Raw genomic sequence first — 22,324 nt, 5'->3', positions numbered from 1 at the left:
CGCGAGGACGTCAGCTTTGCCGCGGTTTTAACGAAATGATTCAGTGAAATAGATAACTGGCAGGAATAGAAACAGCAGGCGTCTGGTGTACAGTAGAGGAGGGTTCGGGAGCAGATCAACACCAGGCTGCAAATCAGCCTGGTGCTCTTCTCGCGTCAGAGGATTACAACGTGGTTTTCATTTCCCGCAGTGATACCGGCCAGTCACCCGGCCAGACGTAGTGATCTTTCAGAATCCGCGCACTGTAGTCGAGACAGATTTTCACCGGCAGGTTGGGATAGATTCACTCCATCTCCTGCACCAGCTCTTCGCTGTTTTTGACCTTGTGCAGCGTCTTAATGAAATCGTTGATATAGGTGCGGGTAAAGCCTATTGCTGAGGGGCTAAGCGATGGCGTCGTTCGCGAATGGCCAGGGATCAGGACTTTCGGCGCCAGCGCTTCGAGTTTATCCAGACTGCCCATCCATTTCGCCATGCGCTCCGGCGTGCGCATATCGGCAATCCAGACATGTGCATCCGCGAAGACCACATCGGAGGCGATCAATGTTTTCGTCGAGGGGATCCAGAGCGGTGTCACCCGGATGCAATCGCCACTGAGATCGCTCAGGATTTTAATCTCCTGCCCTTCCAGCCAGATCGTATCCTCTTCCAGTTCGGTGATCGCAAACTTAGTGCGGGCACCGTTCTCTTTTAAAACCTGCTTACCCCAGTAATCAATTTTGAAATCAAAGGCGTCATTAACATCTTCGGCGACCTGCCTGTAAGAGAGAATTTCAGCAGCCGGAAAAACCGACTTAATCACTTCAAGACCCAGAAAATGATCGGGATGCAGATGGGTAATAAAGATGCGTTTCAGGTCGAGACCGGTTTCGATAATCTCAGCGACTAAACGATGCGCATTCGCCAGCGTGAACTGGGCGTCGACTAACATCGCCTCTTTCTCACCCATAATGGTGGAACTGACACCGAAGCCGTCGTGCTGATCGCTGCTGATAAAAACCTTCGTCGATAAATCCATTTTTCGTCCTCATACGTTACACATCAGAAGCTGCACGTCAGAAACAACTAAGCAGAAGAGGTCATGATGACCTCTTCTGTTCACTCTTAATTTTTCAGGTTTTCCGGAAAATTGGCGGGCAGCTGATCAGGCGGACAGTCAATGACGCTTTCGTTGTTTTCACCGACATCGCGGATTACGGTCAGCGTCGCGAACTCATCAATCACTTCGGTTGGATAAGCCGGGCCCGCTTCGCGGAATTTCGCCATCTCTTCCAGATGATCATTCTGGAAGCAGACGGTTTTTTCCGGATTGTTCATGACCCAGCGTGGGAAAAAGATGGTGCCGTGGAAAATTTTATCCGCCAGATTGACGGCCAGGCTGACATCAGTGCCGGTGGGTTCAGTCCAGGAAACTTTATAGACATCCTGTGCCAGGCGAACCACATAAACATGCTGGTTTTTAACCCAGCGATTGCCGACCATGCCACTGTGAATGCGATAGTCGATGGTGCTGGCATTTTTAATGTAAAGCTCGTAATTCCAGCCATTGTCATAGGTGTAAACCAGATGTTTGCCAACGATGCCAGACAGGTCATGTTTATCAAAAGTGCTCATAATGAATTCCTCATTTGTTTTCCTTGAGGTGATTATTGCGCGTTACAAAAGCGATGAATAACGCTATTTTTAGCACTAAATAATTCAATTTTTAGATGGGTTGTCATGTACAAAACAACGCTGGAACAATGGTATCTGCTCGACGCCGTCGTAAAGGAAGGGAGTTTTGCGCTGGCAGCGGAGAAAAATAATCGTAGCCAGTCCTCATTAAGCTATCAGCTGGGTCTGCTTCAACAACGGCTGGACATGGAACTGCTGGAGCAGGTGGGACGCCGTGCCGTTCTGAGTGCTGAAGGACATCAGTTACTTGCGCAGGTACGTCCACTGCTGGAAGGATTTAGCGCGCTCGAAGCTAAGGCCAGTGCCCTGAGACGGGGTGAACGTTCGCGCATTGATTTAATGGTAGATGCTACTTTTCCTAAACCTCTGCTGTTCGACGTGCTCAGTATATTTCAGCAACGCTATCCACATGTGCGCATCTGGTTCAGCGAAATTGTCCGCAGCGAAACGCCAGACAGGCTGGCGGAACAACAGGCCGATCTCTGGCTGGTGGCGCAATATGGCGCTGAACCATTGGCTGGCGAAAGCCTGATGAGCGTCGATTTCGTTGCCGTGGCGCATCGCCATCACCCGCTGCACAGTGAACCTGCCCCGCTTAATGCTGCCACACTGGCGCGCTGGCCCTGTATTACCATTCTGGATCGCCAGCAACAGCAGCAGTCAGAGGTGAGTGGCGATCAGGCAGAAAACTGGTCATTCACTACCCTGTCGGCAGCGATTGAAGCGGTCCAGCACCAGCTAGGCTATGGCTGGCTGCCGGAACAGAATATCGCGGGGCTCTTAGAGAGCGGTGAACTCCGTCCCCTGCCGCTGCTCCAGGGTCGCCGGCGCAGTAGTACGCTGGTGATGTACATCAATGAAGAGAGGCTGCCCGGCAACAGCGCTATTGCTGAACTGGCGCAGATGTTTGTTGAACGGGTGGCGGCGTGGGAAGTGCGTCGCTGAACGTAAATCGAAGGGCACGCGTACAGCAGCTCTTTCTGGCCGCTCGCTCCTTATAACCCCGCTATTTCGCTAGCTCTCATCATTTCCTTTCGCTAAACTGCGGGGCTGGATTCCTCCCAGCATAAATTGCGCAGAGTAACCCATGACCCGCAAATTCAAGCCTTTCACCTCACTTTCCCGCCGCCACCGTCGCACGCGTGTTCAGCACATCAAAAATCTTATCCATCGCGAGCGTGAGCGCTGCGGTGGGCTACATTACGATGATTGTGATTCTGAAAACGCAGAGGCTATTGCGGCGGGCTGGGTCTGGACCTGGAGTGATGTACTTTTCCTGGATGATCAAGATCCCACCATCTATTGGAACGCTGAGATCGTTACTGCTGATGTCGCTCGCATGGATATCATCGAAAACCGGGTACTCAATGAGGCCACTGCAATGCTTGACCAGACCCAACTGGAGGATGAATTCCGTTCAGAGACAGTGTCCAGCTATGACGCGAAAGGAAAGATTGTCAGCTATAAGCAGGTAAAGCGCACCCGCGTTGCTTATCCCCAGTTCGGCGGGATGACATATCATGATTACATTAATAAGCGCGTGGCAGATATTCTCCGCGACACTCCACCCGTAATCACCCCTGGTTATCGCATCCAGCATGGCTATCGCAATGGTATTGGTCTGCAAATTATCGTCGCAGAGTCAGAGCTGACGCGTGAAGTCATCGACAATGCCATCCGCACATTCCTGGCAGGTAACATGCCTTCTCTTAAATCTATCTAGCCGTTCTGATGTCCCACCTTTCCCCTGCCCGGGCTTTTTGACACACCGCTTCACGGTTAGGGGTTAACGGCTTACTGTCATTGCTAGTCCGGCAGCACAAAAGCTGAATATCAGTAATATTGAAGTGCGATTCCGGGCGATTTTCCCTCGGCCTAACGTGTCTGTCAGAGGAATGAATGGCAGAATCTACTGACACTTATGATCAAAATGACAGCGAAAAAAAAGCCCCCATAACGGGAGCTTTCTCTTTGCAGCAGCAGAAACTTACTTTTTCTTCGCTTTGGCGTTAGGCAGATCGGTGATGCTACCTTCGAAGATTTCTGCGGCCAGACCCACTGATTCATGCAGGGTCGGGTGAGCGTGGATGGTCAGCGCGATATCTTCCGCATCACAACCCATCTCAATGGCCAGACCTATTTCGCCTAACAGCTCGCCGCCGTTAGTACCAACAATCGCACCACCGATAACACGGTGCGTCTCTTTGTCGAAAATCAGCTTGGTCATGCCGTCTGCACAATCTGAAGCGATAGCACGGCCAGAGGCAGCCCACGGGAAGGTGGAGGTCTCGTAGCTGATGCCCTTCTCTTTCGCTTCTTTCTCGGTCAGACCGACCCAGGCAACTTCTGGCTCAGTATAGGCAATCGAAGGGATCACTTTCGGATCGAAGTAGTGCTTCAGACCAGAGATCACTTCTGCCGCAACGTGGCCTTCATGCACGCCTTTATGCGCCAGCATTGGCTGACCGACGATGTCGCCGATAGCATAGATGTGTGGCACGTTAGTGCGCATCTGCTTGTCGACGCGGATGAAGCCGCGATCGTCCACTTCCACGCCCGCTTTACCGGCATCCAGACCTTTACCGTTCGGCACACGACCGATCGCCACCAGCACGGCATCATAACGCTGCGCTTCGCCTGGTGCCTTTTTACCTTCCATGGAAACGTAAATGCCATCGTCTTTTGCTTCAACGGCGGTCACTTTGGTTTCCAGCATCAGGTTAAATTTCTTGCTGATTTTTTTGGTAAAGACTTTCACTACGTCTTTATCCGCAGCCGGGATAACCTGGTCGAACATCTCAACCACATCGATTTCTGAACCCAGCGCGTGATAGACCGTCGCCATTTCCAGACCGATGATGCCGCCGCCCATAACCAGCAGACGCTTTGGCACTTCTTTCAGTTCCAGCGCATCGGTAGAGTCCCAGACGCGTGGATCTTCATGTGGAATGAATGGCAGTTCGATTGGGCGTGAACCCGCAGCGATGATAGCATTATCGAAGTTGATGGTGGTCGCGCCGCCTTCTCCTTCAACCACCAGGGTGTTAGCACCGGTGAATTTGCCCAGGCCATTCACCACGGTGACTTTACGACCTTTTGCCATACCTGACAGGCCGCCAGTCAACTGGTTGATAACCTTCTCTTTCCAGCTGCGAATCTTGTTGATATCAGTAGATGGCTGGCCAAACACAATGCCGTGCTCTTCAAGGGCTTTTGCCTCTTCAATCACTTTAGCAACGTGCAGCAGCGCTTTAGATGGGATACAACCGACGTTCAGACAAACACCACCGAGGGTGCTGTAACGCTCTACCAGTACGGTTTCCAGACCTAAATCCGCACAACGGAAGGCTGCAGAGTAACCTGCAGGACCTGCCCCAAGTACCACGACCTGGGTTTTAATCTCTGTACTCATCATGACCTCTTAATTGATATCCGGCGGGTCAGACGTTCTTATAATGCCCTTATTCCACCGGGACTTTCACCGCAAGAGTTTACAGAATTGTTAACAAACTGCCAACAGCGGCGCGACGAATCGTTAAAGGAAGGCCGGCATCCGCCGGCCTTCTTCACATTTACATAACTAAACGACGAATGTCAGACAACATATTGCCGATAATGGTGATGAATCGCGCACCATCAGCACCGTCGATCACGCGGTGGTCGAAGGAGAGAGAAATCGGCATCATCAGACGCGGCGTAAACTCTTTACCATTCCACACCGGCTCCATCGCCGATTTAGAGACACCCAGGATAGCCACTTCCGGCGCGTTAACGATCGGCGCGAAGTGTGTGGTACCCAGGCCGCCCAGGCTGGAGATGGTGAAACATCCGCCCTGCATGTCGCCCGCTGTCAGCTTACCGTCACGCGCTTTCTTCGAAATCGCCATCAGTTCACGCGACAGCTCGGTGATGCCTTTCTTGTTCACGTCTTTGAAGACCGGAACAACCAGGCCGTTTGGCGTATCAACCGCCACACCGATGTTGATATATTTCTTCAGCGTCAGTTTCTGCGCATCTTCAGACAGCGAGCTGTTGAAGCGTGGCATCTGCTCAAGCGCCGCCGCGACCGCTTTCATGATGAACACGACAGGCGTGTATTTCACATCCAGCTTACGCTTCTCTGCTTCAGCATTCTGCTGCTTACGGAACGCTTCCAGATCGGTGATATCGGTTTTGTCGAAATGCGTAACGTGCGGGATCATCACCCAGTTACGGCTCAGGTTCGCGCCAGAAATTTTCTGGATACGACCCAGTTCGACTTCTTCGATTTCGCCAAACTTACTGAAATCAACTTTCGGCCATGGCAGCATGCCCGGCAGACCACCGCCGCTTGCCGCAGCAGGCGCTGCTTCAGCGCGTTTCACGGCCTCTTTCACGTAAGTCTGCACGTCTTCTTTCAGAATGCGACCTTTACGGCCGGTGCCTTTGACTTTCGCCAGGTTAACACCGAACTCGCGCGCCAGGCGACGGATCACCGGGGTCGCGTGAACGTAAGCGTCGTTCTCTGCGAACTCACCTTTGCTGTTGGCTTTGGCTGCTGGCGCCGCGGCGGCTGGCTTAGCCTCAGATTTCGCAGCAGGCGCCGGAGCGGCGTCCTGTTTCGCGGCCGCAGGGGCGGCCGGAGCAGCACCTTCGACTTCGAACACCATGATCAGTGAGCCGGTGCTGACTTTATCGCCCGTGGCGACTTTCAGCTCTTTGACAGTACCTGCAAACGGCGCAGGGACTTCCATTGAGGCTTTGTCGCCTTCAACCACGATCAGTGACTGCTCAGCCTCAACTTTGTCGCCAACTTTGACCAGGATCTCGGTAACTTCGACTTCATCACCGCCGATATCCGGAACGTTGACCTCTTTTGCGCCTGCAGCAGCAGCGGGTGCCGATGCTGCTTCTTCTTTCACTTCTGGCTTCGCATCAGAGGCCGGTGCTGCGCCTTCTGCTTCAAAGACCATGATGGCTGAACCGGTGCTGACTTTGTCGCCGGTCGCAATGGTGATCTCTTTGACCACACCCGCGAACGGAGCCGGAACTTCCATTGAGGCTTTATCACCTTCCACCACAATCAGTGACTGCTCGGCTTCAACTTTGTCGCCAACCTTCACCAGAATCTCAGTGACTTCGACTTCATCACCGCCGATATCCGGCACAGCCACTTCTTTGCTGGCCGTCGCCGCAGCAGCGGCTGGCGCAGGCGCCGCGTCCGCTTTTTTCTCTGCGGCCGGTGCTGGTGCTGCTTCCGCAGCGCCTTCAGCATCAAACACCATGATCAGTGAGCCGGTCTCAACTTTGTCACCGGTAGAGATCTTAATCTCTTTCACTACGCCAGCCTGTGGCGACGGCACTTCCATTGAGGCTTTGTCGCCTTCCACGGTGATCAGCGACTGCTCGGCTTCCACCTTGTCGCCAACTTTCACCAGAATCTCGGTGACTTCAACTTCGTCAGACCCGATATCCGGTACCTTAATTTCGATAGCCATTACTCTATTACCTCTTAAGCCAGACGCGGGTTAACTTTATCGGCATCGATATTGAATTTGGTGATCGCATCGGCCACCACTTTCTTCTCGATCTCGCCGCGTTTAGCCAGCTCACCCAGCGCGGCAACCACCACATAAGATGCATCCACTTCGAAGTGATGACGCAGATTCTCACGGCTGTCAGAGCGACCAAAGCCATCGGTACCCAGTACGCGATAATCGCTGGCCGGGACATAGCTACGAACCTGCTCAGCGAACAGTTTCATGTAGTCGGTTGAAGCAACAGCGGGTGCGTCGTTCATCACCTGAGCGATGTAAGGTACGCGCGCTTCTTCAGTCGGATGCAGCATGTTCCAGCGCTCACAATCCTGGCCATCACGCGCCAGCTCGGTGAACGAGGTCACGCTGTAGACATCAGAGCCGATACCGTAATCTTTCGCCAGGATCTGCGCAGCTTCACGAACGTGACGCAGGATAGAACCTGAGCCCAGCAGCTGCACTTTACCTTTGCTGCCTTCTACCGTTTCCAGCTTATAGATACCCTTACGGATACCTTCTTCAACGCCCTGCGGCATTGCTGGCATATGGTAGTTTTCATTCAGCGTGGTGATGTAGTAGTAAACGTTCTCCTGCGCTTCGCCATACATACGCACCAGACCGTCATGCATGATGACTGCGACTTCATAAGCGTAAGATGGATCGTAAGAGATACAGTTCGGGATAGTCAGAGACTGAATATGGCTGTGACCATCTTCATGCTGCAGACCTTCGCCGTTCAGCGTCGTACGGCCTGAGGTACCGCCGACCAGGAAGCCGCGCGCCTGCTGGTCGCCCGCCAGCCACATCAGATCGCCAATACGCTGGAAGCCGAACATCGAGTAATAGATGTAGAACGGGATCATCGGCAGGTTGTTGGTGCTGTATGAGGTCGCCGCAGCCAGCCAGGATGAACCTGCGCCCAGCTCGTTGATCCCTTCCTGCAGAATCTGGCCTTTCTCGTCTTCTTTGTAGTAGGCAACCTGCTCGCGGTCCTGCGGGGTATACTGCTGACCGTTCGGGCTGTAGATACCGATCTGACGGAACAGACCTTCCATACCAAAGGTACGCGCTTCATCGGCGAGGATCGGAACCAGACGATCTTTGATCGACTTGTTCTTCAGCATCACGTTCAGGGCACGCACAAAGGCGATAGTGGTCGAGATCTCTTTGTTCTGCTCATCCAGCAGCGCACTGAACTCTTCGAGTGCTGGCATTTCCAGCTTTTCAGTGAACTTCGGCTGACGCGTTGGCAGGTAACCGCCTAACTTCTCACGCTGACCGTGCAGATAAGTATGCTCTTCTGAGCCTTTCTCAAAGGTGACGTACGGCAGTTCTTCGATTTTATCGTCAGCAACCGGCACGTTAAAGCGATCACGGATATAGCGTACGCCATCCATGTTCATCTTCTTCACCTGGTGGGCAATGTTTTTGCCTTCCGCGGTGTCGCCCATACCATAACCTTTGATGGTATGCGCCAGGATCAGTACTGGCTTGCCTTTGGTATCCTGCGCTTTTTTCAGTGCCGCATAGATTTTCTTCGGATCGTGGCCGCCACGGTTCAATGCCCAGATTTCATCATCGGACATATCTTTAACCAGCGCCGCGGTTTCCGGATACTTGCCAAAGAAGTGCTCACGCACGTAGGCACCATCACGGGATTTGAAGGTCTGGTAGTCACCGTCAACGGTTTCGTTCATCAGCTGAATCAGCTTACCGCTGGTATCTTTGCGCAGCAGCTCGTCCCAGCGACCGCCCCAGATGACCTTGATCACTTCCCAGCCAGCACCGGCAAAGATGCCTTCCAGCTCGTTGATGATCTTACCATTACCGGTTACCGGGCCATCCAGACGCTGCAGGTTGCAGTTGATGATGAAGACCAGATTATCCAGTTTTTCACGGGTGGCGATGGTGATCGCACCTTTTGATTCCGGCTCATCCATCTCACCGTCACCCAGGAAGGCGTAAACGGTCTGGGCAGAGGTGTCTTTCAGGCCACGGTGTTCCAGATACTTCAGGAACTTCGCCTGATAGATCGCTGACAATGGACCCAGACCCATTGATACGGTCGGGAACTGCCAGAACTCCGGCATTAATTTCGGGTGCGGATAAGAAGAGAGGCCTTTGCCATCAACTTCCTGACGGAAGTTATTCATCTGATCTTCGGTCAGGCGACCTTCAAGGAACGCACGGGCATAGATACCCGGAGAGATGTGGCCCTGGAAATAGACCAGATCGCCGCCATCCTTCTCACTGCGCGCGCGGAAGAAGTGGTTGAAGCACACTTCATAAATCGTCGCAGAAGACTGGAAGGAGGACATGTGGCCACCGAGTTCCAGATCTTTCTTCGACGCGCGCAGCACCGACATGATGGCGTTCCAGCGGATTGCGGAACGGATACGACGTTCAAGAGAGGTGTTGCCCGGATAATCGGGTTCATCTTCAACGGCAATAGAGTTGATATAGTTGCTGATTGCAGACGAACCTGCAGCCACTTTTACGCCGCCTTTGCGGGCTGCACCCAGTACCTGATCAATCAGATACTGTGCACGTTCAACACCTTCTTCACGGATGACCGATTCGATCGCCTGTAGCCAGTCACGAGTTTCAATCGGATCCACGTCATTGTGTAAACGTTCTGACATGGGTGTGTTCCTTATCTGTGTCTAATACGTTGAATAATCGGGAGCCTGTTAAAGCAGATGCCGGCAGGCTCGTCTGATGTCAGTACGATCTTTGTCGCACGTTATTCCTTACGTTGCTGTAAACGACGCAGGGAGCGTTCCCGACGGCTCTGCTCCCGACTTCTGTCCAGCAAGATTTCCTCTATGAACGCCAGGTGACGGTGTGAAGCCTCGCGCGCTTTTTCTGGCTCACGGGCCACAATCGCCTCAAAGATTCTGGCGCGGTGACCGCTCACTTTTGCCAGCATTTCCCGGCGCGAGTAGAGCAATTCGAAATTCTGACGGACGTTTTGTTCCAGCATAGGGCCCATTGAGCGTAGCAAATGTAAAAGCACAACATTATGGGCCGCTTCTGTGACAGCGATCTGATACTGCATCACTGCGTCCGCTTCGGCGTCTAAGTCGCCGCTATCCTGCGCCTGCTGGATATTCACATGGCAGTCGCGAATGCGCAGCAGGTCTTCCTCTGTGCCGCGCAGTGCCGCGTAATAAGCCGCGATGCCCTCTAAGGCATGGCGCGTTTCCAGCAGATCAAACTGTGATTCCGGATGGTCGGCGAGAAGCTCAACGAGGGGATCGCTCATGCTTTGCCAGAGATGCTCCTGTACAAATGTTCCGCCACCCTGTCGGCGCAGCAATAATCCTTTGGCTTCTAAGCGCTGGATCGCTTCGCGGAGGGACGGACGTGAGACATCGAATTGTTTAGCGAGTTCGCGCTCAGGCAGCAGCTTCTCTCCCGGACGCAGGGTCCCTTCCATAATCAGCGATTCGAGCTGTTGCTCGATAGCGTCGGAGAGCTTAGGTTGGCGAATCTTACTGTAAGCCATCGTCCCTTCTTATTAAGCCAATCGTCCGGAGTAAATTGGTAATACCAATTGCAAAGAGGTGCCGGTAAAGTAACAAAGTATTCACCTTGTGTCTATATGGTGTCTGCGACATTCACCTGCCCCCAAAGCCTGTGCTGGCGCTAACTTGCGGTTAAAAAAATGAAAAATTCGCGTTGCCACAAATGTTAAATAATTTCACTTTTACCAAACCTTACACCCGCTTAGCGCGTTAGCGCAGCGGCAGGCATAAGTGAAACCTATTCGTCATTAACGGCATTTCATGGCAGAAGTTGCTGTGGGCAGACGTGACCAGGACGGCGTTTTTTCAGTCAACTCTCAGCACGAAAGGCGAAAGCAGGTGCAAAGCGATCCGCTTATCACTATTCTTGTCGCCAGGGTAGCAGATGGCAGCATTCAGCACGCCGGATACCGTAAAATAATCAATACGTTATTGTAACTACTTCATTACAGCGGACTGCGCTGCGAACGAAGAATAAAAACATCACGAGGTTTGTATGGAACAACAGCAAGGCGAAGCGCTGAAACGTGGTCTTAAGAACCGCCATATTCAGCTCATCGCGCTGGGTGGTGCAGTGGGAACCGGGCTGTTTCTGGGCAGCGCATCGGTCATTGAATCCGCCGGACCGGCCGTTATTCTGGGCTATGCGATTGCCGGTTTTATTGCCTTTTTAATCATGCGTCAGCTGGGTGAAATGGTGGTGGAAGAGCCGGTCGCCGGCAGCTTCAGCCACTTCGCGTATAAATACTGGGGCAACTTTGCCGGGTTCGCCTCAGGCTGGAACTACTGGGTCCTTTACGTACTGGTTGCCATGGCAGAACTTACTGCCGTTGGTAAATATATCCAGTTCTGGTGGCCAGACTTTCCTACCTGGGCCTCAGCCGCCATCTTCTTCGTGATGATCAACGCCATCAACCTGACCAACGTGAAAGTGTTCGGTGAGATGGAGTTCTGGTTCGCCATCATTAAAGTGGTTGCGGTCATCGGCATGATTCTGTTCGGTGGCTGGCTGCTGTTCGGCGGTCACGCGGGTCCGCAGGCGACCGTGCGCAACCTGTGGGAACAGGGCGGCTTTTTCCCGCATGGCATCGGCGGTCTCGTCGCGGTCATGGCAATTATCATGTTCTCGTTCGGCGGACTGGAGCTGGTAGGTATCACCGCAGCAGAGGCTGATAACCCGGAAGTGAGCATTCCAAAAGCAACTAACCAGGTGCTGTGGCGTATCCTGATTTTCTACATTGGTTCGTTGGCAGTGCTGCTGTCTCTGATGCCGTGGAGTCGTGTCACGTCAGAAGTCAGCCCGTTTGTCTTTATCTTCCACGAGCTGGGCGATGCCATGGTGGCGAATGCGCTGAACGTGGTGATCCTGACGGCGGCCCTGTCGGTCTATAACAGCTGCGTTTACTGCAACAGCCGTATGCTGTTTGGTCTGGCACAGCAGGGCAATGCGCCGAAAGCGCTGCTGAAAGTCGATCGTCGCGGTGTGCCGGTGTTAACGATTCTGGTCTCGGCTGTTGCCACTGCACTGTGCGTGCTGATCAACTACCTGATGCCGGGCGAAGCGTTTGGCCTGCTGATGTCGCTGGTCGTCTCCGCGCTGGTCATCAACTGGGCAATGATCAGCCTGGCGCACCTCAAGTTCCGTCGTAAGAAAGATCAGCAGGGCGTCACCACCCGCTTCAAAGCGCTGCTCTATCCGGCGGGTAACTGGATTTGCCTGGTCTTCCTGGCGGCGATTCTGGTGCTGATGGTGACCACGCCGGGCATGGCGATCTCTGTCTGGCTTATCCCGGTCTGGCTGGTCATTCTGGGTATTGGTTACTTTATTAAGAACCAGACGCAGAAAGCCTGATCTTTTTGCTCATCCGGTGCGCGCTGTCAGGCGCACCGGCCACTTTAGCTCTATTACTATTTTTATTACTGGCTTGAGATGGTAATTTTTTCCTGCTTCTAACCTGATTAAGGAAAAAATTATTATGCGGGAACTCGCACCATCAGAAATTTTGGCCGTAAGTGGCTGTGGCATGATTCAGGATATTACTACCACCGTGGGTAAGCAGGCCGGTTCATTAATCGGTAACATACTCGGCTCCCTGATCCCGGTGCCATTTATTTCCGGTTTAGTAGGTTCTGTTGCCAGCACTCTCTTTGGCAATATTGGTGGCTGGCTCGGCAGCTTCGTTGGCGGACTGGTTGAAGGCCAGAACAAAAGCGCTGCGTAAACACCCTTTCGTTAAAAATACCCTCTATAAACTAATGTGAACTGGCTCGCTGGTGCGTACCAGTTCACATTTTTTTGCGCCCGCCTGTTTTGTCCATCTTTGTAACCAATTGCTGCTGCGTCACAGACGGCTTCGACCCTAATAATCACTGGCTTCACGGTTTGCAGGAGAAGCAAAATGAAGCCCGCAGCACTCTCATTTAAAGAAAAGCTGGGTTATGGCATGGGCGATGCCGGATGCAACATGATTGGCGGTGCCATCATGTTGTTCCTGAACTACTTCTATACCGATGTTTTCGGGCTGGCTCCGGCGCTGGTGGGAACTCTGTTGCTCTCGGTCAGGGTGCTCGATGCAGTCACCGATCCGATTATGGGTGCCATCGCCGATCGCACCCAGAGTCGCTGGGGCCGTTTTCGTCCCTGGCTGCTGTGGGTTTCCGTGCCCTATGTGGTCTTCAGCGTACTGATGTTCACCACGCCAGACTGGACTTACCACAACAAGGTGATCTGGGCCTTCGTCACCTATTTCCTGATGTCGCTAACTTACACAGCGATTAACATTCCTTACTGTTCTCTGGGCGGCGTGATTACCAACGACCCCGGTGAGCGTGTCTCCTGTCAGTCTTATCGCTTTGTCATGGTCGGCATCGCCACGCTGATACTCTCTCTGTCCCTGCTGCCGATGGCAGAGTGGTTCGGTGGCGAAGACAAAGCGCGCGGCTACCAGATGGCGATGGCGGTACTGGCAACCATTGGCCTGGCAATGTTTCTGTTCTGCTTTGCCACGGTACGTGAACGTATCCGCCCGGCCGTGCCGAGTAATGATGATCTGAAGAAAGATCTGCGTGATGTCTGGAAAAATGACCAATGGGTGCGCATTCTGCTGCTCACCTTCTGTAACGTCTGCCCTGGCTTCATCCGCATGGCGGCCACCATGTATTACGTGACCTGGGTCATGGGCCAGTCAACGCACTTTGCCACGCTGTTTATCAGCCTGGGAGTCATTGGCATGATGGTCGGCAGCACGCTGGCAAAACTGCTCACCGATCGCTGGTGCAAACTCAAAGTCTTCTTCTGGACCAATATCGCACTGGCCCTTTTTTCCAGCGCCTTCTACTGGATCGATCCCCACGCTACCGTGATGGTGGTGGTCGCCTATTTTGTGCTGAACATTCTGCATCAAATCCCCTCTCCGCTGCACTGGTCACTGATGGCCGATGTGGATGACTACGGCGAATGGAAAACCGGCAAACGCATTACCGGTATCAGCTTTTCCGGCAACCTCTTTTTCCTTAAGGTAGGGCTGGCAGTGGCCGGTGCGATGGTCGGCTTTCTGCTGTCGATCTATGGCTACAATGCGGGCGCTAAGCAGCAGTCACCTGAGGCGATTAACGGCATCATGCTGCTCTTCACCATTATTCCTGGCGTCGGCTATCTGATTACCGCAGGTGTGGTACGACTGATGAAGGTCGACCGCAAAATGATGATTACCATCCAGCAGGATCTCGCGCTGCGCCGCGAAAACTTCCATGAGTTACACACTGTTCGCCTGCGCGACGGTGTTGTCACGCCAACCGGAGATGTTAAATGACCGCAATCTTGTCGAATCCTTTTATCGAGCAGCGTGCCGACCCCTTTATTTTGCGTCATGAACAGTACTATTACTTTGTGGCATCGGTGCCTGAGTATGACCGGCTGGAGATCCGTCGCGCCACGACGCTGGCCGGCCTGCGCAGCGCCGAGCCGGTGGTCGTCTGGCGCAAGCCCGAGAGCGGCCCCTTTAGCGAGTTAATCTGGGCACCTGAGCTGCACTACATTAACGGACAGTGGGTCATCTATTTCGCAGCAGCACCCACACGCGAAATCAAAGAGGGACTGTTTCAGCACCGGATGTATGCGCTGGTGTGTGAGGCGGCAGATCCGTTGCAGGGCGAATGGCAGCCCTGCCGCAGGGTCTTCACCCACCTGGACAGCTTCTCACTGGATGCAACCCACTTCGTGCATCAGGGCAAAAACTGGTATCTCTGGGCGCAGAAAGATCCCCTGATTCCCGGCAACTCTAACCTCTACCTGGATGAGCTGCTGAATCCCTGGACGCTAAAAGGTACGCCCGTAATGCTGAGCCGGCCGGAATATGAGTGGGAGTGTGCAGGGTTCAGCGTTAATGAAGGACCGGCGGTTATCCGTCACGGCGATCGGCTATTTGTGACCTATTCCGCCAGCGCCACCGATGAAAATTACTGTCTGGGGATACTGTCGATTGCCGCGAATGCCAACCCGCTTGATGTCGCAGCCTGGCAGAAATCAGCGCGTCCGGTATTTGTGACCAGCTGGGACAACCACCAGTACGGGCCGGGCCACAACAGTTTTACCCAGGATGAGGCAGGACGCGACGTACTGGTGTACCACGCGCGTAACTACACTGAAATTGAAGGCGATCCGTTATGGGATCCGAACCGCCATACCCGACTGAAATATTTCAGCTGGCGGGAAGATGGCACGCCTGATTTCGGCGTGCCACCTGCTGATTACACCAGCGTGCCGTAAATCGTCAGCAACGCGACGGCAACAACCAGCACCAGCGAAGTCCGTTTCGCTAACGCCACGGCCACCCGTGGCGTTTCAACTTTATCGGTGTGCGGATCGCGCGACAGTGAGAACTGCGCCAGCGTCGTCAGCACGTGATACTGAGAACGGTGACGATCGGTCAGCGAGGCAAACCAGGCGGGCAGCGCTTTTTCGCCATGGCCCAGCAGCGCGTAAGCGACACCCGCCAGCCGCACCGGGATCCAGTCGAGCAAATGCAGAATCGCATCCACGCCTGATTGCGCTCGCGCCATTGGTGTGCCGAATTTTGCCAGCCAGCCTTGCCAGGCGCGCAGAAACGCGTAACCCACCAGCAGCACCGGCCCCCACGGGCCACCCACCACCAGCCAGAACATCGGGGCGAGATAGAAACGGAAGTTTATCCAGATCAGCGCATTCTGCAGCTCGCGCAGAAACTCACGCTCGCTGCACTCCACCGGCACACCATGGATCAGCGTCAGCTCAGCCGCCATCGCTTGATGTGCCGCGTCGTCGTCATGGCTGGCCGCCTTCAGATAGTTATGGTAGTGCTGACGCACTGAGCCGGCACCGATACAGAGCAGTCCGGCAACAATCCAGAACAGCAACTGCAGCACGCCAAACAGCAATCCTTTCAGACTCCAGACCACCAGTGCGGTCAGCGCCATTGCCAGTAGGGTCATCAGCAAAGTACGCATCATGGAGTAATGGCGACGATGGCGAAAAATCGGCTCCAGCCGGTGTTCGAGCTGCCAGTGCTCGCCCAGTTTAAACAGGCGCTCCCAGCCTAAAACCAACAACAAGGTAAACAACGTCATACTGACTCCGCAAAAATCAGGATTTTTGCTGCGTTAACAGCTGTTTGTAGTAGTCCCAGTCAAAAGCAGGCCCGGGATCGGTTTTGCGTACCGGCGCGATATCGCTGTGCCCCGTGATACGTGCAGGCGTTACCGGATAGTGTTGCAGCAGTAACTGCGTGACCTGCTGCAAGGCCCGATATTGCGCCTCGCTATACGGCTCGCTGTCAGTTCCTTCCAGCTCAATACCGATGGAGAAGTCGTTGCAGTTCTCACGTCCTTCGAACTGCGAAATGCCTGCATGCCAGGCGCGTTTGTCAAAAGGGACATACTGCACGATCTCCCCGTCACGACGAATCAGGCAGTGTGCTGCCACTTTCAGCGCGGCGATATCCGCAAAATAGGGATGGGCATCAGGCGGTAATGTGCCGGTAAACAGTCTGTCGATCCAGGGTCCGCCAAATTCACCGGGTGGCAGGCTGATATTGTGGATCACCAGCAGTGAAGGCACCTCATTGTCAGGGCGTTCATTGCAGTGTGTTGACGGCACGTGACGCACACCGGTCAGCCAGCCCTGTTTGATTTTCATACCGCTTTTCCTTATATCACCAGGCTGAGAATAGCATGAATAATAAAGGATTCTTGCCTCTTAGTGTGTCGGTCCGGTGACATTAAATTGCCCATTGTTAAGGATACTAAACAAAATACCATCCGTTGCTGGAACCTGATGCCGGTTCAGGCTATTGTGACCGCCTCTGTCCTTTCTGTTTCTGGAGTAAAATGCCTATGTCATCCCGTGGTTATGATCCCGACAATCGCCGTCACGCACTGATTAAACGTAGTGAAAGTGACATTCCGGATGCGGTTGCGCTGGCGTTAAAAGAGGATCTCGGTGGTGAAATCGACGCTGAACGCGACATTACTGCGCAGCTGTTACCTGCTGAAACCCAGGCCCATGCGCAGGTCATCACCCGTGAAGCCGGTGTTTTTTGTGGTAAACGCTGGGTTGAAGAGGTCTTCATTCAGCTCGGCTCGCACGCGACCCTGATCTGGCATGTTGAAGATGGTGATCAGATCGAGGCTGACCAGTTGCTGTTTGAAATCGAGGGGCCTGCCCGGCTGCTGCTGACCGCCGAGCGAACGGCGCTTAATTTTGTGCAGACGCTCTCAGGCGTTGCCACCGAAGTCAGCCGCTATGTCGCGCTGCTGGCGGGAAGCCAGACGCAACTGCTGGACACGCGTAAAACCCTGCCCGGACTGCGGACTGCGCTGAAATATGCGGTACTGTGCGGCGGAGGCAGCAATCATCGCCTGGGTCTCTCTGACGCTTATCTCATCAAAGAGAACCATATTATTGCCAGCGGCTCGATTCAGCAGGCAGTGGAAAGAGCGCAATGGCTGCAGCCCGATGTGCCGGTTGAAGTTGAGGTGGAATCGCTGGAGGAGTTATGTCAGGCGCTGGAAGCGGAAGCCGATATCGTGATGCTGGATAACTTCAGCCTGGAAGCGATGCGTGAAGCCGTCGAACTCAACCAGGGGCGGACGCTGCTGGAGGTCTCCGGCAACGTCACCGAAACCACCCTGCCACAGATCGCCCTGACCGGCGTGGACTACGTCTCGGTCGGTGCGCTGACCAAGCATGTGCGGGCGCTGGATCTCTCGATGCGCTTTAAACAAAAATAGCCTGCCTCGCCGTCACTCAATACAGCGATTTTGCGATCCCGCTTCCGGCGCAGTTTCGACTGCGCTGTAAGTCTGAAATCTCTTCACATCATGCTTTCCAGTTCGCCGATCTCTGACTGTCTTTCACCGTCCCCGATTTTTACCCTGTCGCCTTCTTAATACGGAGACGATGTGATGAATTATCAACGTGGATTTACGCTGGTTGAACTGATGATTGTGGTGGGTATTGTGGCAATCTTAAGTGCCATCGGCCTGCCCGCTTATCAAAATTATCTGCAGCGTGCTGCCCTTACCGACATGCTGCAAACCATGGTGCCCTTTAAAACCGCCGTAGAGCTTTGCGCCATGGAGCGCGGCGGCCCGACGCAGTGCCAGGCCGGAGAAGCGGGTATTCCTGCCGCCAGAGGATCGCGCTATGTCTCGGCACTGAGCGTAACCAACGGGGTGATTACGCTGACTGGCCAGGAGAGTCTGAATGGCCTGAGTGTTGAAATGTTGCCAATCTGGGACAGCATAGAGGGCGGCATCAGCTGGCAACGCAGCTGCACCAGCAGTAACACCAGCCTGCGGGACAATTGCCGGGAACAATTCCGCTTTGCGGATAAAGGAGCCAGCGATGAGCAAGCCTGATGAGACGATTATGGCATTATGCCAGCGCTATCGCGCTCTGGTTCTGCACCATGATGCCAGTCTGCTGCGCGTTGCCGTTGCGGAGAGCGTGCCGCCCGGACTGGCTGAAGCGCTCAATTTTGCCAGCCAGTGTCAGATTGAGATCGAATGCTGGCCGCAGGCCCGGCTTGACCAGCTCCAGCACGCTGATAAAGGGCTGGTGGCGCGCGAAGAGACACCCACCGAGTCAGCAATAGAAGCGACACAGCTCATCCTGCGTCAGGCACTGGAGCGACGGGCCTCCGATGTGCATATCGAACCCTGCCGCGAGGGTCTGCGTGTGCGACTGCGTATTGATGGCGTACTGCATCCGCTCTCTTCACTGCCTTTCACTCAGCCTGCGGCGTTGCTGGCACGACTGAAGATCCTTGGCGGGCTGGATATCGCCGAACGCCGGTTACCGCAGGATGGTCAGTTCAGCATGGAGATTGCCGGTAAACCCGCCTCTTTTCGCCTGGCGACCTTACCCATCTATGGTGGCGAGAAAGCGGTGGTCCGGCTGCTGCAGAGTGAAAGCGCGGCGCTGTCTCTGGATAAGCTCGGCTTACCGGCTGCCCAGTTGCGTCGGTTCTGTGCCGCACTGGCCCAGCCGCAGGGACTGATCCTGGTCACCGGCCCCACCGGCAGCGGCAAGACGTTTACGCTTTATAGCGGACTCAGTGCCCTGAATAAACCAGAAAAAAATCTGTGCAGCGTTGAAGATCCGATTGAGATTCCGCTGCCCGGCATTCACCAGACACAGATCCACACTAAAAACGGTCTTGATTTTAACCGTGTGCTGCGGGCGCTGCTGAGACAGGATCCGGATGTGATCATGGTGGGCGAGATCCGCGATGCCGAAACAGCGGAGATTGCGGTGAAAGCGGCGCAGACCGGGCATCTGGTACTGTCAACGCTGCACACTAACTCCACCGCCGAGACGCTGACCCGGCTGCGACAGATGGGGATTCCCGGTTATCTGCTGGGGTCGGCGCTGAAACTGATTGTTGCGCAGCGTCTGGTGCGGCGCCTCTGCCCCCATTGCCGTCAACCCGCTGAGGCGGTGGCGCACTATCCTGCGGAACTCTGGCCCGGCACCCTGCAAACCTGGCGGGCGTCCGGCTGCGACCACTGCTTTTCCGGTTATTTTGGTCGGCTGGCGCTGTTTGAACTTCTGCCGATCAATGCCAGGCTGCAGAATGCGATTGCAGCCGAGATGCCGCTGGAGAATCTCCTCAATCTGGCGAAACAGCAAGGATTGCGCACTTTACTGGTTTCCGGCCTGGAAGCGGTAAGCCGGGGCGATACCTCGCTGGAAGAGATGCAACGGGTGATTGGGCTGGACGATGGCTAACGCAGCTTTATTCAGCTGGCAGGCGGTCGACAGCAAGGGCCAGTTACTCAGTGGTCAGCTACTGGCTGTCGACACTGACAACCTGCTACTCATCCTGGAGCAGCGCGATCTTCTGCCGGTGAGCTGGAAGCGGGAAAAAATCTGGCGTCAGAGGGACTGGACGTGGCAGCACAAAACCGATCTGATTCGTCAGCTGGCTACCCTGCTCAAAGCGGGCCTGCCACTGGCAGAAAGTCTGGCTTTACTGGCTGAGGGGCATCCTCATGCAGGCTGGCGGGCTCTGATGCTCGCCCTTCATCATCGGGTACTCAGCGGTGCCCCTTTTTCACAGGCTTTGCGTGAATGGCCGCAGATTTTTCCGCCGCTCTACCCGGCGCTGATGGAAGTGGGCGAACTGACGGGGCAGCTGGATGTTTGCTGCAGTGAGTTGGCTCAGCAGCAGATCCGCCAGCAGCAGTTATGGCATCAGTTGGCAAAGGCGTTACGCTATCCGCTCTTCATTCTGCTGGTGGCAATCGCTGTCACCTGCGGCATGTTGCTGTTCGTGCTGCCAGAGTTCGTTGCGGTGTATGACTCTTTTGACGCGCCTCTGCCCGCTTTTACAGCCACGGTCATGCAGTTATCTGCCGCACTTCAGGAGTGGGGAGCGGTGTTAGCCATCGGCGTATCGCTGATGCTGGTGGCCTGGCATCAGTTACGACGACGCTCTGTGGGCTGGCAACGCCGTGAGCAGGCGATTTTCCTGCGCATCCCGCTGCTTTCCGGGTTATGGCGTGGCACGCAGCTGACGCAGATCTACACCATTCTGAATCTGACACAGCGAGCCGGGTTAACGCTGTTACAGGGACTGGCTGCTGTTGAAGTCACGCTCTCCTCATTACTCTGGCGGGAAGCGATGGCCGGACTGCAGCAGCATATTGCCCAGGGGAGTCCTCTGCATCAGGCGCTGATGCAGCATCCGCTGTTCACGCCCTTATGTGGTCAGCTGGTTCGGGTTGGGGAAGAGGCGGGCGCACTGGATTTGATGCTGGCCCGGCTGGCGGAATGGCATGAGGCAGAAACACGAGAGCGCGCTGACACACTGGCGGCGTCGCTGGAACCGATAATGATGGTGGTGATTGGCGGCATTGTCGGCACGCTGGTGATTGCAATGTATCTGCCGGTGTTCGGGCTGGGGGATGTAATGCATTAAGGGGCGCGGGCTGCGCCCCGGATGCCTATCGGTTGAAGACCCGGTTCTCCTGCTCGTTAACGCGGATAAAGGTCGTGCGCTTGGTCAGCTCTTTCAGGCGCTCCGCTCCGACGTAAGTACAGGCAGAACGCAGTCCACCCAGAATATCGCGCGCGGTGTCAGCGACCGGCCCCCGCAATGGCAGTTTCACCGTTTTACCTTCGGCGGCACGGTACTGGGCGACACCACCAACGTGACGCTTCATCGCTGATTCGGAACTCATGCCGTAAAAGAGCATAAAGCTTTCGCCATTCTCTTCGACGACCTGCCCTTCACACTCATCATGTGCTGCCAGCATGCCACCCAGCATCACAAAGTCAGCGCCGCCGCCAAAGGCTTTGGCAATATCACCCGGCACGGAACAACCGCCATCACTGACAATCTGTCCGCTTAAGCCATGCGCCGCATCGGCACACTCAATGACTGCAGAAAGCTGCGGATAGCCCACGCCGGTTTTCACCCGGGTTGTACAGACCGAACCCGGGCCAATACCGACTTTGACGATATCCGCGCCGGAGAGGATGAGCTCCTCTACCATTTCGCCTGTGACCACGTTTCCGGCACAGATAGTTTTAGTCGGGAAGGTTTCACGTGCACGCTGCAGGAAATCGACAAAATGCTGTGAGTAGCCGTTGGCCACGTCAATGCAGATAAACTGCAGATCGTCAGACAGCGCCATAATCGCGACCAGTTTAGTGAGGTCGGCTTCTGACGTGCCGGTTGAAACCATCACATGTTTCAATACCGTCGCGGGGACGCGCTGAATAAACGCCCGCCAGTCGTCTGCGCTGTAATGCTTATGGACGGCAGTGAGGATATTGAAGCTGGCCAGCGCCTCAGCCATTGAAAATGTGCCGACGGTATCCATGTTGGCGGCGATGATCGGTACGCCGCTCCAGCTGAGACCTGAATGTCTGAAGGTAAAGCTGCGCTCAAGCTCAACCTGTGAGCGACTTTGCAGCGTTGAACGTTTGGGGCGGATCAAGACATCTTTAAAGCCCAGTTTCAAATCTTCTTCAATACGCATAAACAGTGTCCTGGTAAGTGGCAATGAATCGTCGTTCACGAAGTAAGCACAGCTCCAGTGACGTTATGATACGCGCCTCTC

19 protein-coding genes are annotated in these 22,324 nt (G+C 54.6%); 10 read left to right on the top strand and 9 right to left on the bottom strand.

What is annotated here, in order from left to right:
- Positions 1-283: 283 nt before the first annotated feature.
- On the bottom strand, positions 284-1,018 hold the full coding sequence (locus NIM72_RS15515; RefSeq protein ID WP_253421095.1) for an MBL fold metallo-hydrolase: 735 nt from the start codon (positions 1,016-1,018) through the stop codon (positions 284-286).
- A gap of 86 nt (positions 1,019-1,104) precedes the next feature.
- Complete coding sequence (locus NIM72_RS15510; RefSeq protein WP_010253965.1) at positions 1,105-1,614, bottom strand: phenolic acid decarboxylase; 510 nt, start codon at positions 1,612-1,614, stop codon at positions 1,105-1,107.
- Positions 1,615-1,719: 105 nt separating this feature from the next.
- Here NIM72_RS15510 and NIM72_RS15505 point away from each other — a divergent pair, with 105 nt between their 5' ends.
- Entirely contained in the window at positions 1,720-2,619 is a 900-nt protein-coding gene (locus NIM72_RS15505; RefSeq protein ID WP_253421093.1) for a LysR family transcriptional regulator, read from the top strand.
- Between the two features lie 142 nt (positions 2,620-2,761).
- Positions 2,762-3,397, top strand: coding sequence for a hypothetical protein (locus NIM72_RS15500; protein WP_253421091.1), 636 nt, complete (start codon positions 2,762-2,764; stop codon positions 3,395-3,397).
- 264 nt (positions 3,398-3,661) lie between these two features.
- Here NIM72_RS15500 and lpdA read toward each other — a convergent pair whose 3' ends face one another.
- The 4 genes from lpdA to pdhR form a co-directional block, all read right to left on the bottom strand.
- Positions 3,662-5,086 (bottom strand): dihydrolipoyl dehydrogenase, encoded by a 1,425-nt coding sequence (gene lpdA, locus NIM72_RS15495; RefSeq protein ID WP_253422113.1) that lies wholly within the window; start codon positions 5,084-5,086, stop codon positions 3,662-3,664.
- Between the two features lie 160 nt (positions 5,087-5,246).
- On the bottom strand, positions 5,247-7,151 hold the full coding sequence (aceF, locus tag NIM72_RS15490; protein ID WP_161731581.1) for a pyruvate dehydrogenase complex dihydrolipoyllysine-residue acetyltransferase: 1,905 nt from the start codon (positions 7,149-7,151) through the stop codon (positions 5,247-5,249).
- A gap of 14 nt (positions 7,152-7,165) precedes the next feature.
- Positions 7,166-9,832: a pyruvate dehydrogenase (acetyl-transferring), homodimeric type gene (aceE, locus tag NIM72_RS15485; RefSeq protein WP_161731583.1), complete on the bottom strand. Its 2,667-nt coding sequence runs from the start codon at positions 9,830-9,832 to the stop codon at positions 7,166-7,168.
- Positions 9,833-9,933: 101 nt separating this feature from the next.
- Positions 9,934-10,698: a pyruvate dehydrogenase complex transcriptional repressor PdhR gene (gene pdhR / locus NIM72_RS15480; protein ID WP_033731582.1), complete on the bottom strand. Its 765-nt coding sequence runs from the start codon at positions 10,696-10,698 to the stop codon at positions 9,934-9,936.
- Positions 10,699-11,213: 515 nt separating this feature from the next.
- Between pdhR and aroP the strand changes: the two genes are divergently transcribed.
- From aroP to NIM72_RS15460, 4 genes are all read left to right on the top strand, one after another.
- A complete protein-coding gene (aroP, locus tag NIM72_RS15475; protein ID WP_161731585.1) occupies positions 11,214-12,569 on the top strand; it encodes an aromatic amino acid transporter AroP in 1,356 nt (451 codons plus the stop codon).
- Between the two features lie 124 nt (positions 12,570-12,693).
- Complete coding sequence (locus NIM72_RS15470) at positions 12,694-12,939, top strand: hypothetical protein (RefSeq protein WP_222924547.1); 246 nt, start codon at positions 12,694-12,696, stop codon at positions 12,937-12,939.
- Positions 12,940-13,116: 177 nt separating this feature from the next.
- Positions 13,117-14,529, top strand: coding sequence for a glycoside-pentoside-hexuronide (GPH):cation symporter (locus NIM72_RS15465; RefSeq protein WP_161731589.1), 1,413 nt, complete (start codon positions 13,117-13,119; stop codon positions 14,527-14,529).
- Positions 14,526-15,485: a family 43 glycosylhydrolase gene (locus NIM72_RS15460; protein ID WP_253421089.1), complete on the top strand. Its 960-nt coding sequence runs from the start codon at positions 14,526-14,528 to the stop codon at positions 15,483-15,485. Before NIM72_RS15465 ends, NIM72_RS15460 begins: the two co-directional genes overlap by 4 nt.
- Here the strand turns inward: NIM72_RS15460 and ampE are convergent.
- On the bottom strand, positions 15,467-16,321 hold the full coding sequence (gene ampE / locus NIM72_RS15455) for a beta-lactamase regulator AmpE (RefSeq protein ID WP_161731593.1): 855 nt from the start codon (positions 16,319-16,321) through the stop codon (positions 15,467-15,469). The genes NIM72_RS15460 and ampE overlap by 19 nt on opposite strands.
- Before the next feature lie 16 nt (positions 16,322-16,337).
- Positions 16,338-16,889 carry a 1,6-anhydro-N-acetylmuramyl-L-alanine amidase AmpD gene (ampD, locus tag NIM72_RS15450; RefSeq protein WP_161731595.1) on the bottom strand — a complete coding sequence of 184 codons (552 nt, stop codon included), beginning with the start codon at positions 16,887-16,889 and terminating at the stop codon, positions 16,338-16,340.
- Between the two features lie 197 nt (positions 16,890-17,086).
- On the opposite strand from ampD, the gene nadC reads away from it, so the two are divergent.
- The 4 genes from nadC (at position 17,087) to hofC (ending at position 21,177) form a co-directional block, all read left to right on the top strand.
- Positions 17,087-17,983: a carboxylating nicotinate-nucleotide diphosphorylase gene (gene nadC / locus NIM72_RS15445; RefSeq protein ID WP_222925501.1), complete on the top strand. Its 897-nt coding sequence runs from the start codon at positions 17,087-17,089 to the stop codon at positions 17,981-17,983.
- A 174-nt stretch (positions 17,984-18,157) separates the two neighbouring features.
- Positions 18,158-18,613: a prepilin peptidase-dependent pilin gene (gene ppdD, locus NIM72_RS15440; RefSeq protein WP_253421087.1), complete on the top strand. Its 456-nt coding sequence runs from the start codon at positions 18,158-18,160 to the stop codon at positions 18,611-18,613.
- Positions 18,600-19,985, top strand: a complete 1,386-nt coding sequence (gspE, locus tag NIM72_RS15435) for a type II secretion system protein GspE (protein ID WP_253421084.1) — start codon at positions 18,600-18,602, stop codon at positions 19,983-19,985. The genes ppdD and gspE overlap by 14 nt, the downstream gene beginning before the upstream one ends.
- The gene (gene hofC, locus NIM72_RS15430) at positions 19,978-21,177 is read left to right on the top strand and encodes a protein transport protein HofC (protein ID WP_253421081.1); all 1,200 of its coding nucleotides are present in this window, start codon (positions 19,978-19,980) and stop codon (positions 21,175-21,177) included. Before gspE ends, hofC begins: the two co-directional genes overlap by 8 nt.
- Before the next feature lie 25 nt (positions 21,178-21,202).
- Here the strand turns inward: hofC and NIM72_RS15425 are convergent, their stop codons facing one another.
- On the bottom strand, positions 21,203-22,243 hold the full coding sequence (locus NIM72_RS15425) for a GMP reductase (RefSeq protein WP_161731603.1): 1,041 nt from the start codon (positions 22,241-22,243) through the stop codon (positions 21,203-21,205).
- Positions 22,244-22,324 lie beyond the last annotated feature (81 nt).

Source organism: Pantoea sp. B550 (assembly GCF_024158165.1).
Taxonomy (GTDB): Bacteria; Pseudomonadota; Gammaproteobacteria; order Enterobacterales; family Enterobacteriaceae; genus Pantoea; species Pantoea alfalfae.
The sequence above is the reverse complement of the archived record's forward strand: the minus strand, read 5'-3'. Positions and strand labels throughout refer to the sequence as shown.

Excerpts from the sequence above, each read along its gene's own strand:
- NIM72_RS15515 (WP_253421095.1), bottom strand. The coding sequence starts at position 1,018 with ATGGATTTATCGACGAAGGTTTTTATCAGCAGCGATCAGCACGACGGC.
- NIM72_RS15510 (WP_010253965.1), bottom strand. The coding sequence starts at position 1,614 with ATGAGCACTTTTGATAAACATGACCTGTCTGGCATCGTTGGCAAACAT.
- NIM72_RS15505 (WP_253421093.1), top strand. The coding sequence starts at position 1,720 with ATGTACAAAACAACGCTGGAACAATGGTATCTGCTCGACGCCGTCGTA.
- NIM72_RS15500 (WP_253421091.1), top strand. The coding sequence starts at position 2,762 with ATGACCCGCAAATTCAAGCCTTTCACCTCACTTTCCCGCCGCCACCGT.
- lpdA (WP_253422113.1), bottom strand. The coding sequence starts at position 5,086 with ATGAGTACAGAGATTAAAACCCAGGTCGTGGTACTTGGGGCAGGTCCT.
- aceF (WP_161731581.1), bottom strand. The coding sequence starts at position 7,151 with ATGGCTATCGAAATTAAGGTACCGGATATCGGGTCTGACGAAGTTGAA.
- aceE (WP_161731583.1), bottom strand. The coding sequence starts at position 9,832 with ATGTCAGAACGTTTACACAATGACGTGGATCCGATTGAAACTCGTGAC.
- pdhR (WP_033731582.1), bottom strand. The coding sequence starts at position 10,698 with ATGGCTTACAGTAAGATTCGCCAACCTAAGCTCTCCGACGCTATCGAG.
- aroP (WP_161731585.1), top strand. The coding sequence starts at position 11,214 with ATGGAACAACAGCAAGGCGAAGCGCTGAAACGTGGTCTTAAGAACCGC.
- NIM72_RS15470 (WP_222924547.1), top strand. The coding sequence starts at position 12,694 with ATGCGGGAACTCGCACCATCAGAAATTTTGGCCGTAAGTGGCTGTGGC.
- NIM72_RS15465 (WP_161731589.1), top strand. The coding sequence starts at position 13,117 with ATGAAGCCCGCAGCACTCTCATTTAAAGAAAAGCTGGGTTATGGCATG.
- NIM72_RS15460 (WP_253421089.1), top strand. The coding sequence starts at position 14,526 with ATGACCGCAATCTTGTCGAATCCTTTTATCGAGCAGCGTGCCGACCCC.
- ampE (WP_161731593.1), bottom strand. The coding sequence starts at position 16,321 with ATGACGTTGTTTACCTTGTTGTTGGTTTTAGGCTGGGAGCGCCTGTTT.
- ampD (WP_161731595.1), bottom strand. The coding sequence starts at position 16,889 with ATGAAAATCAAACAGGGCTGGCTGACCGGTGTGCGTCACGTGCCGTCA.
- nadC (WP_222925501.1), top strand. The coding sequence starts at position 17,087 with ATGTCATCCCGTGGTTATGATCCCGACAATCGCCGTCACGCACTGATT.
- ppdD (WP_253421087.1), top strand. The coding sequence starts at position 18,158 with ATGAATTATCAACGTGGATTTACGCTGGTTGAACTGATGATTGTGGTG.
- gspE (WP_253421084.1), top strand. The coding sequence starts at position 18,600 with ATGAGCAAGCCTGATGAGACGATTATGGCATTATGCCAGCGCTATCGC.
- hofC (WP_253421081.1), top strand. The coding sequence starts at position 19,978 with ATGGCTAACGCAGCTTTATTCAGCTGGCAGGCGGTCGACAGCAAGGGC.
- NIM72_RS15425 (WP_161731603.1), bottom strand. The coding sequence starts at position 22,243 with ATGCGTATTGAAGAAGATTTGAAACTGGGCTTTAAAGATGTCTTGATC.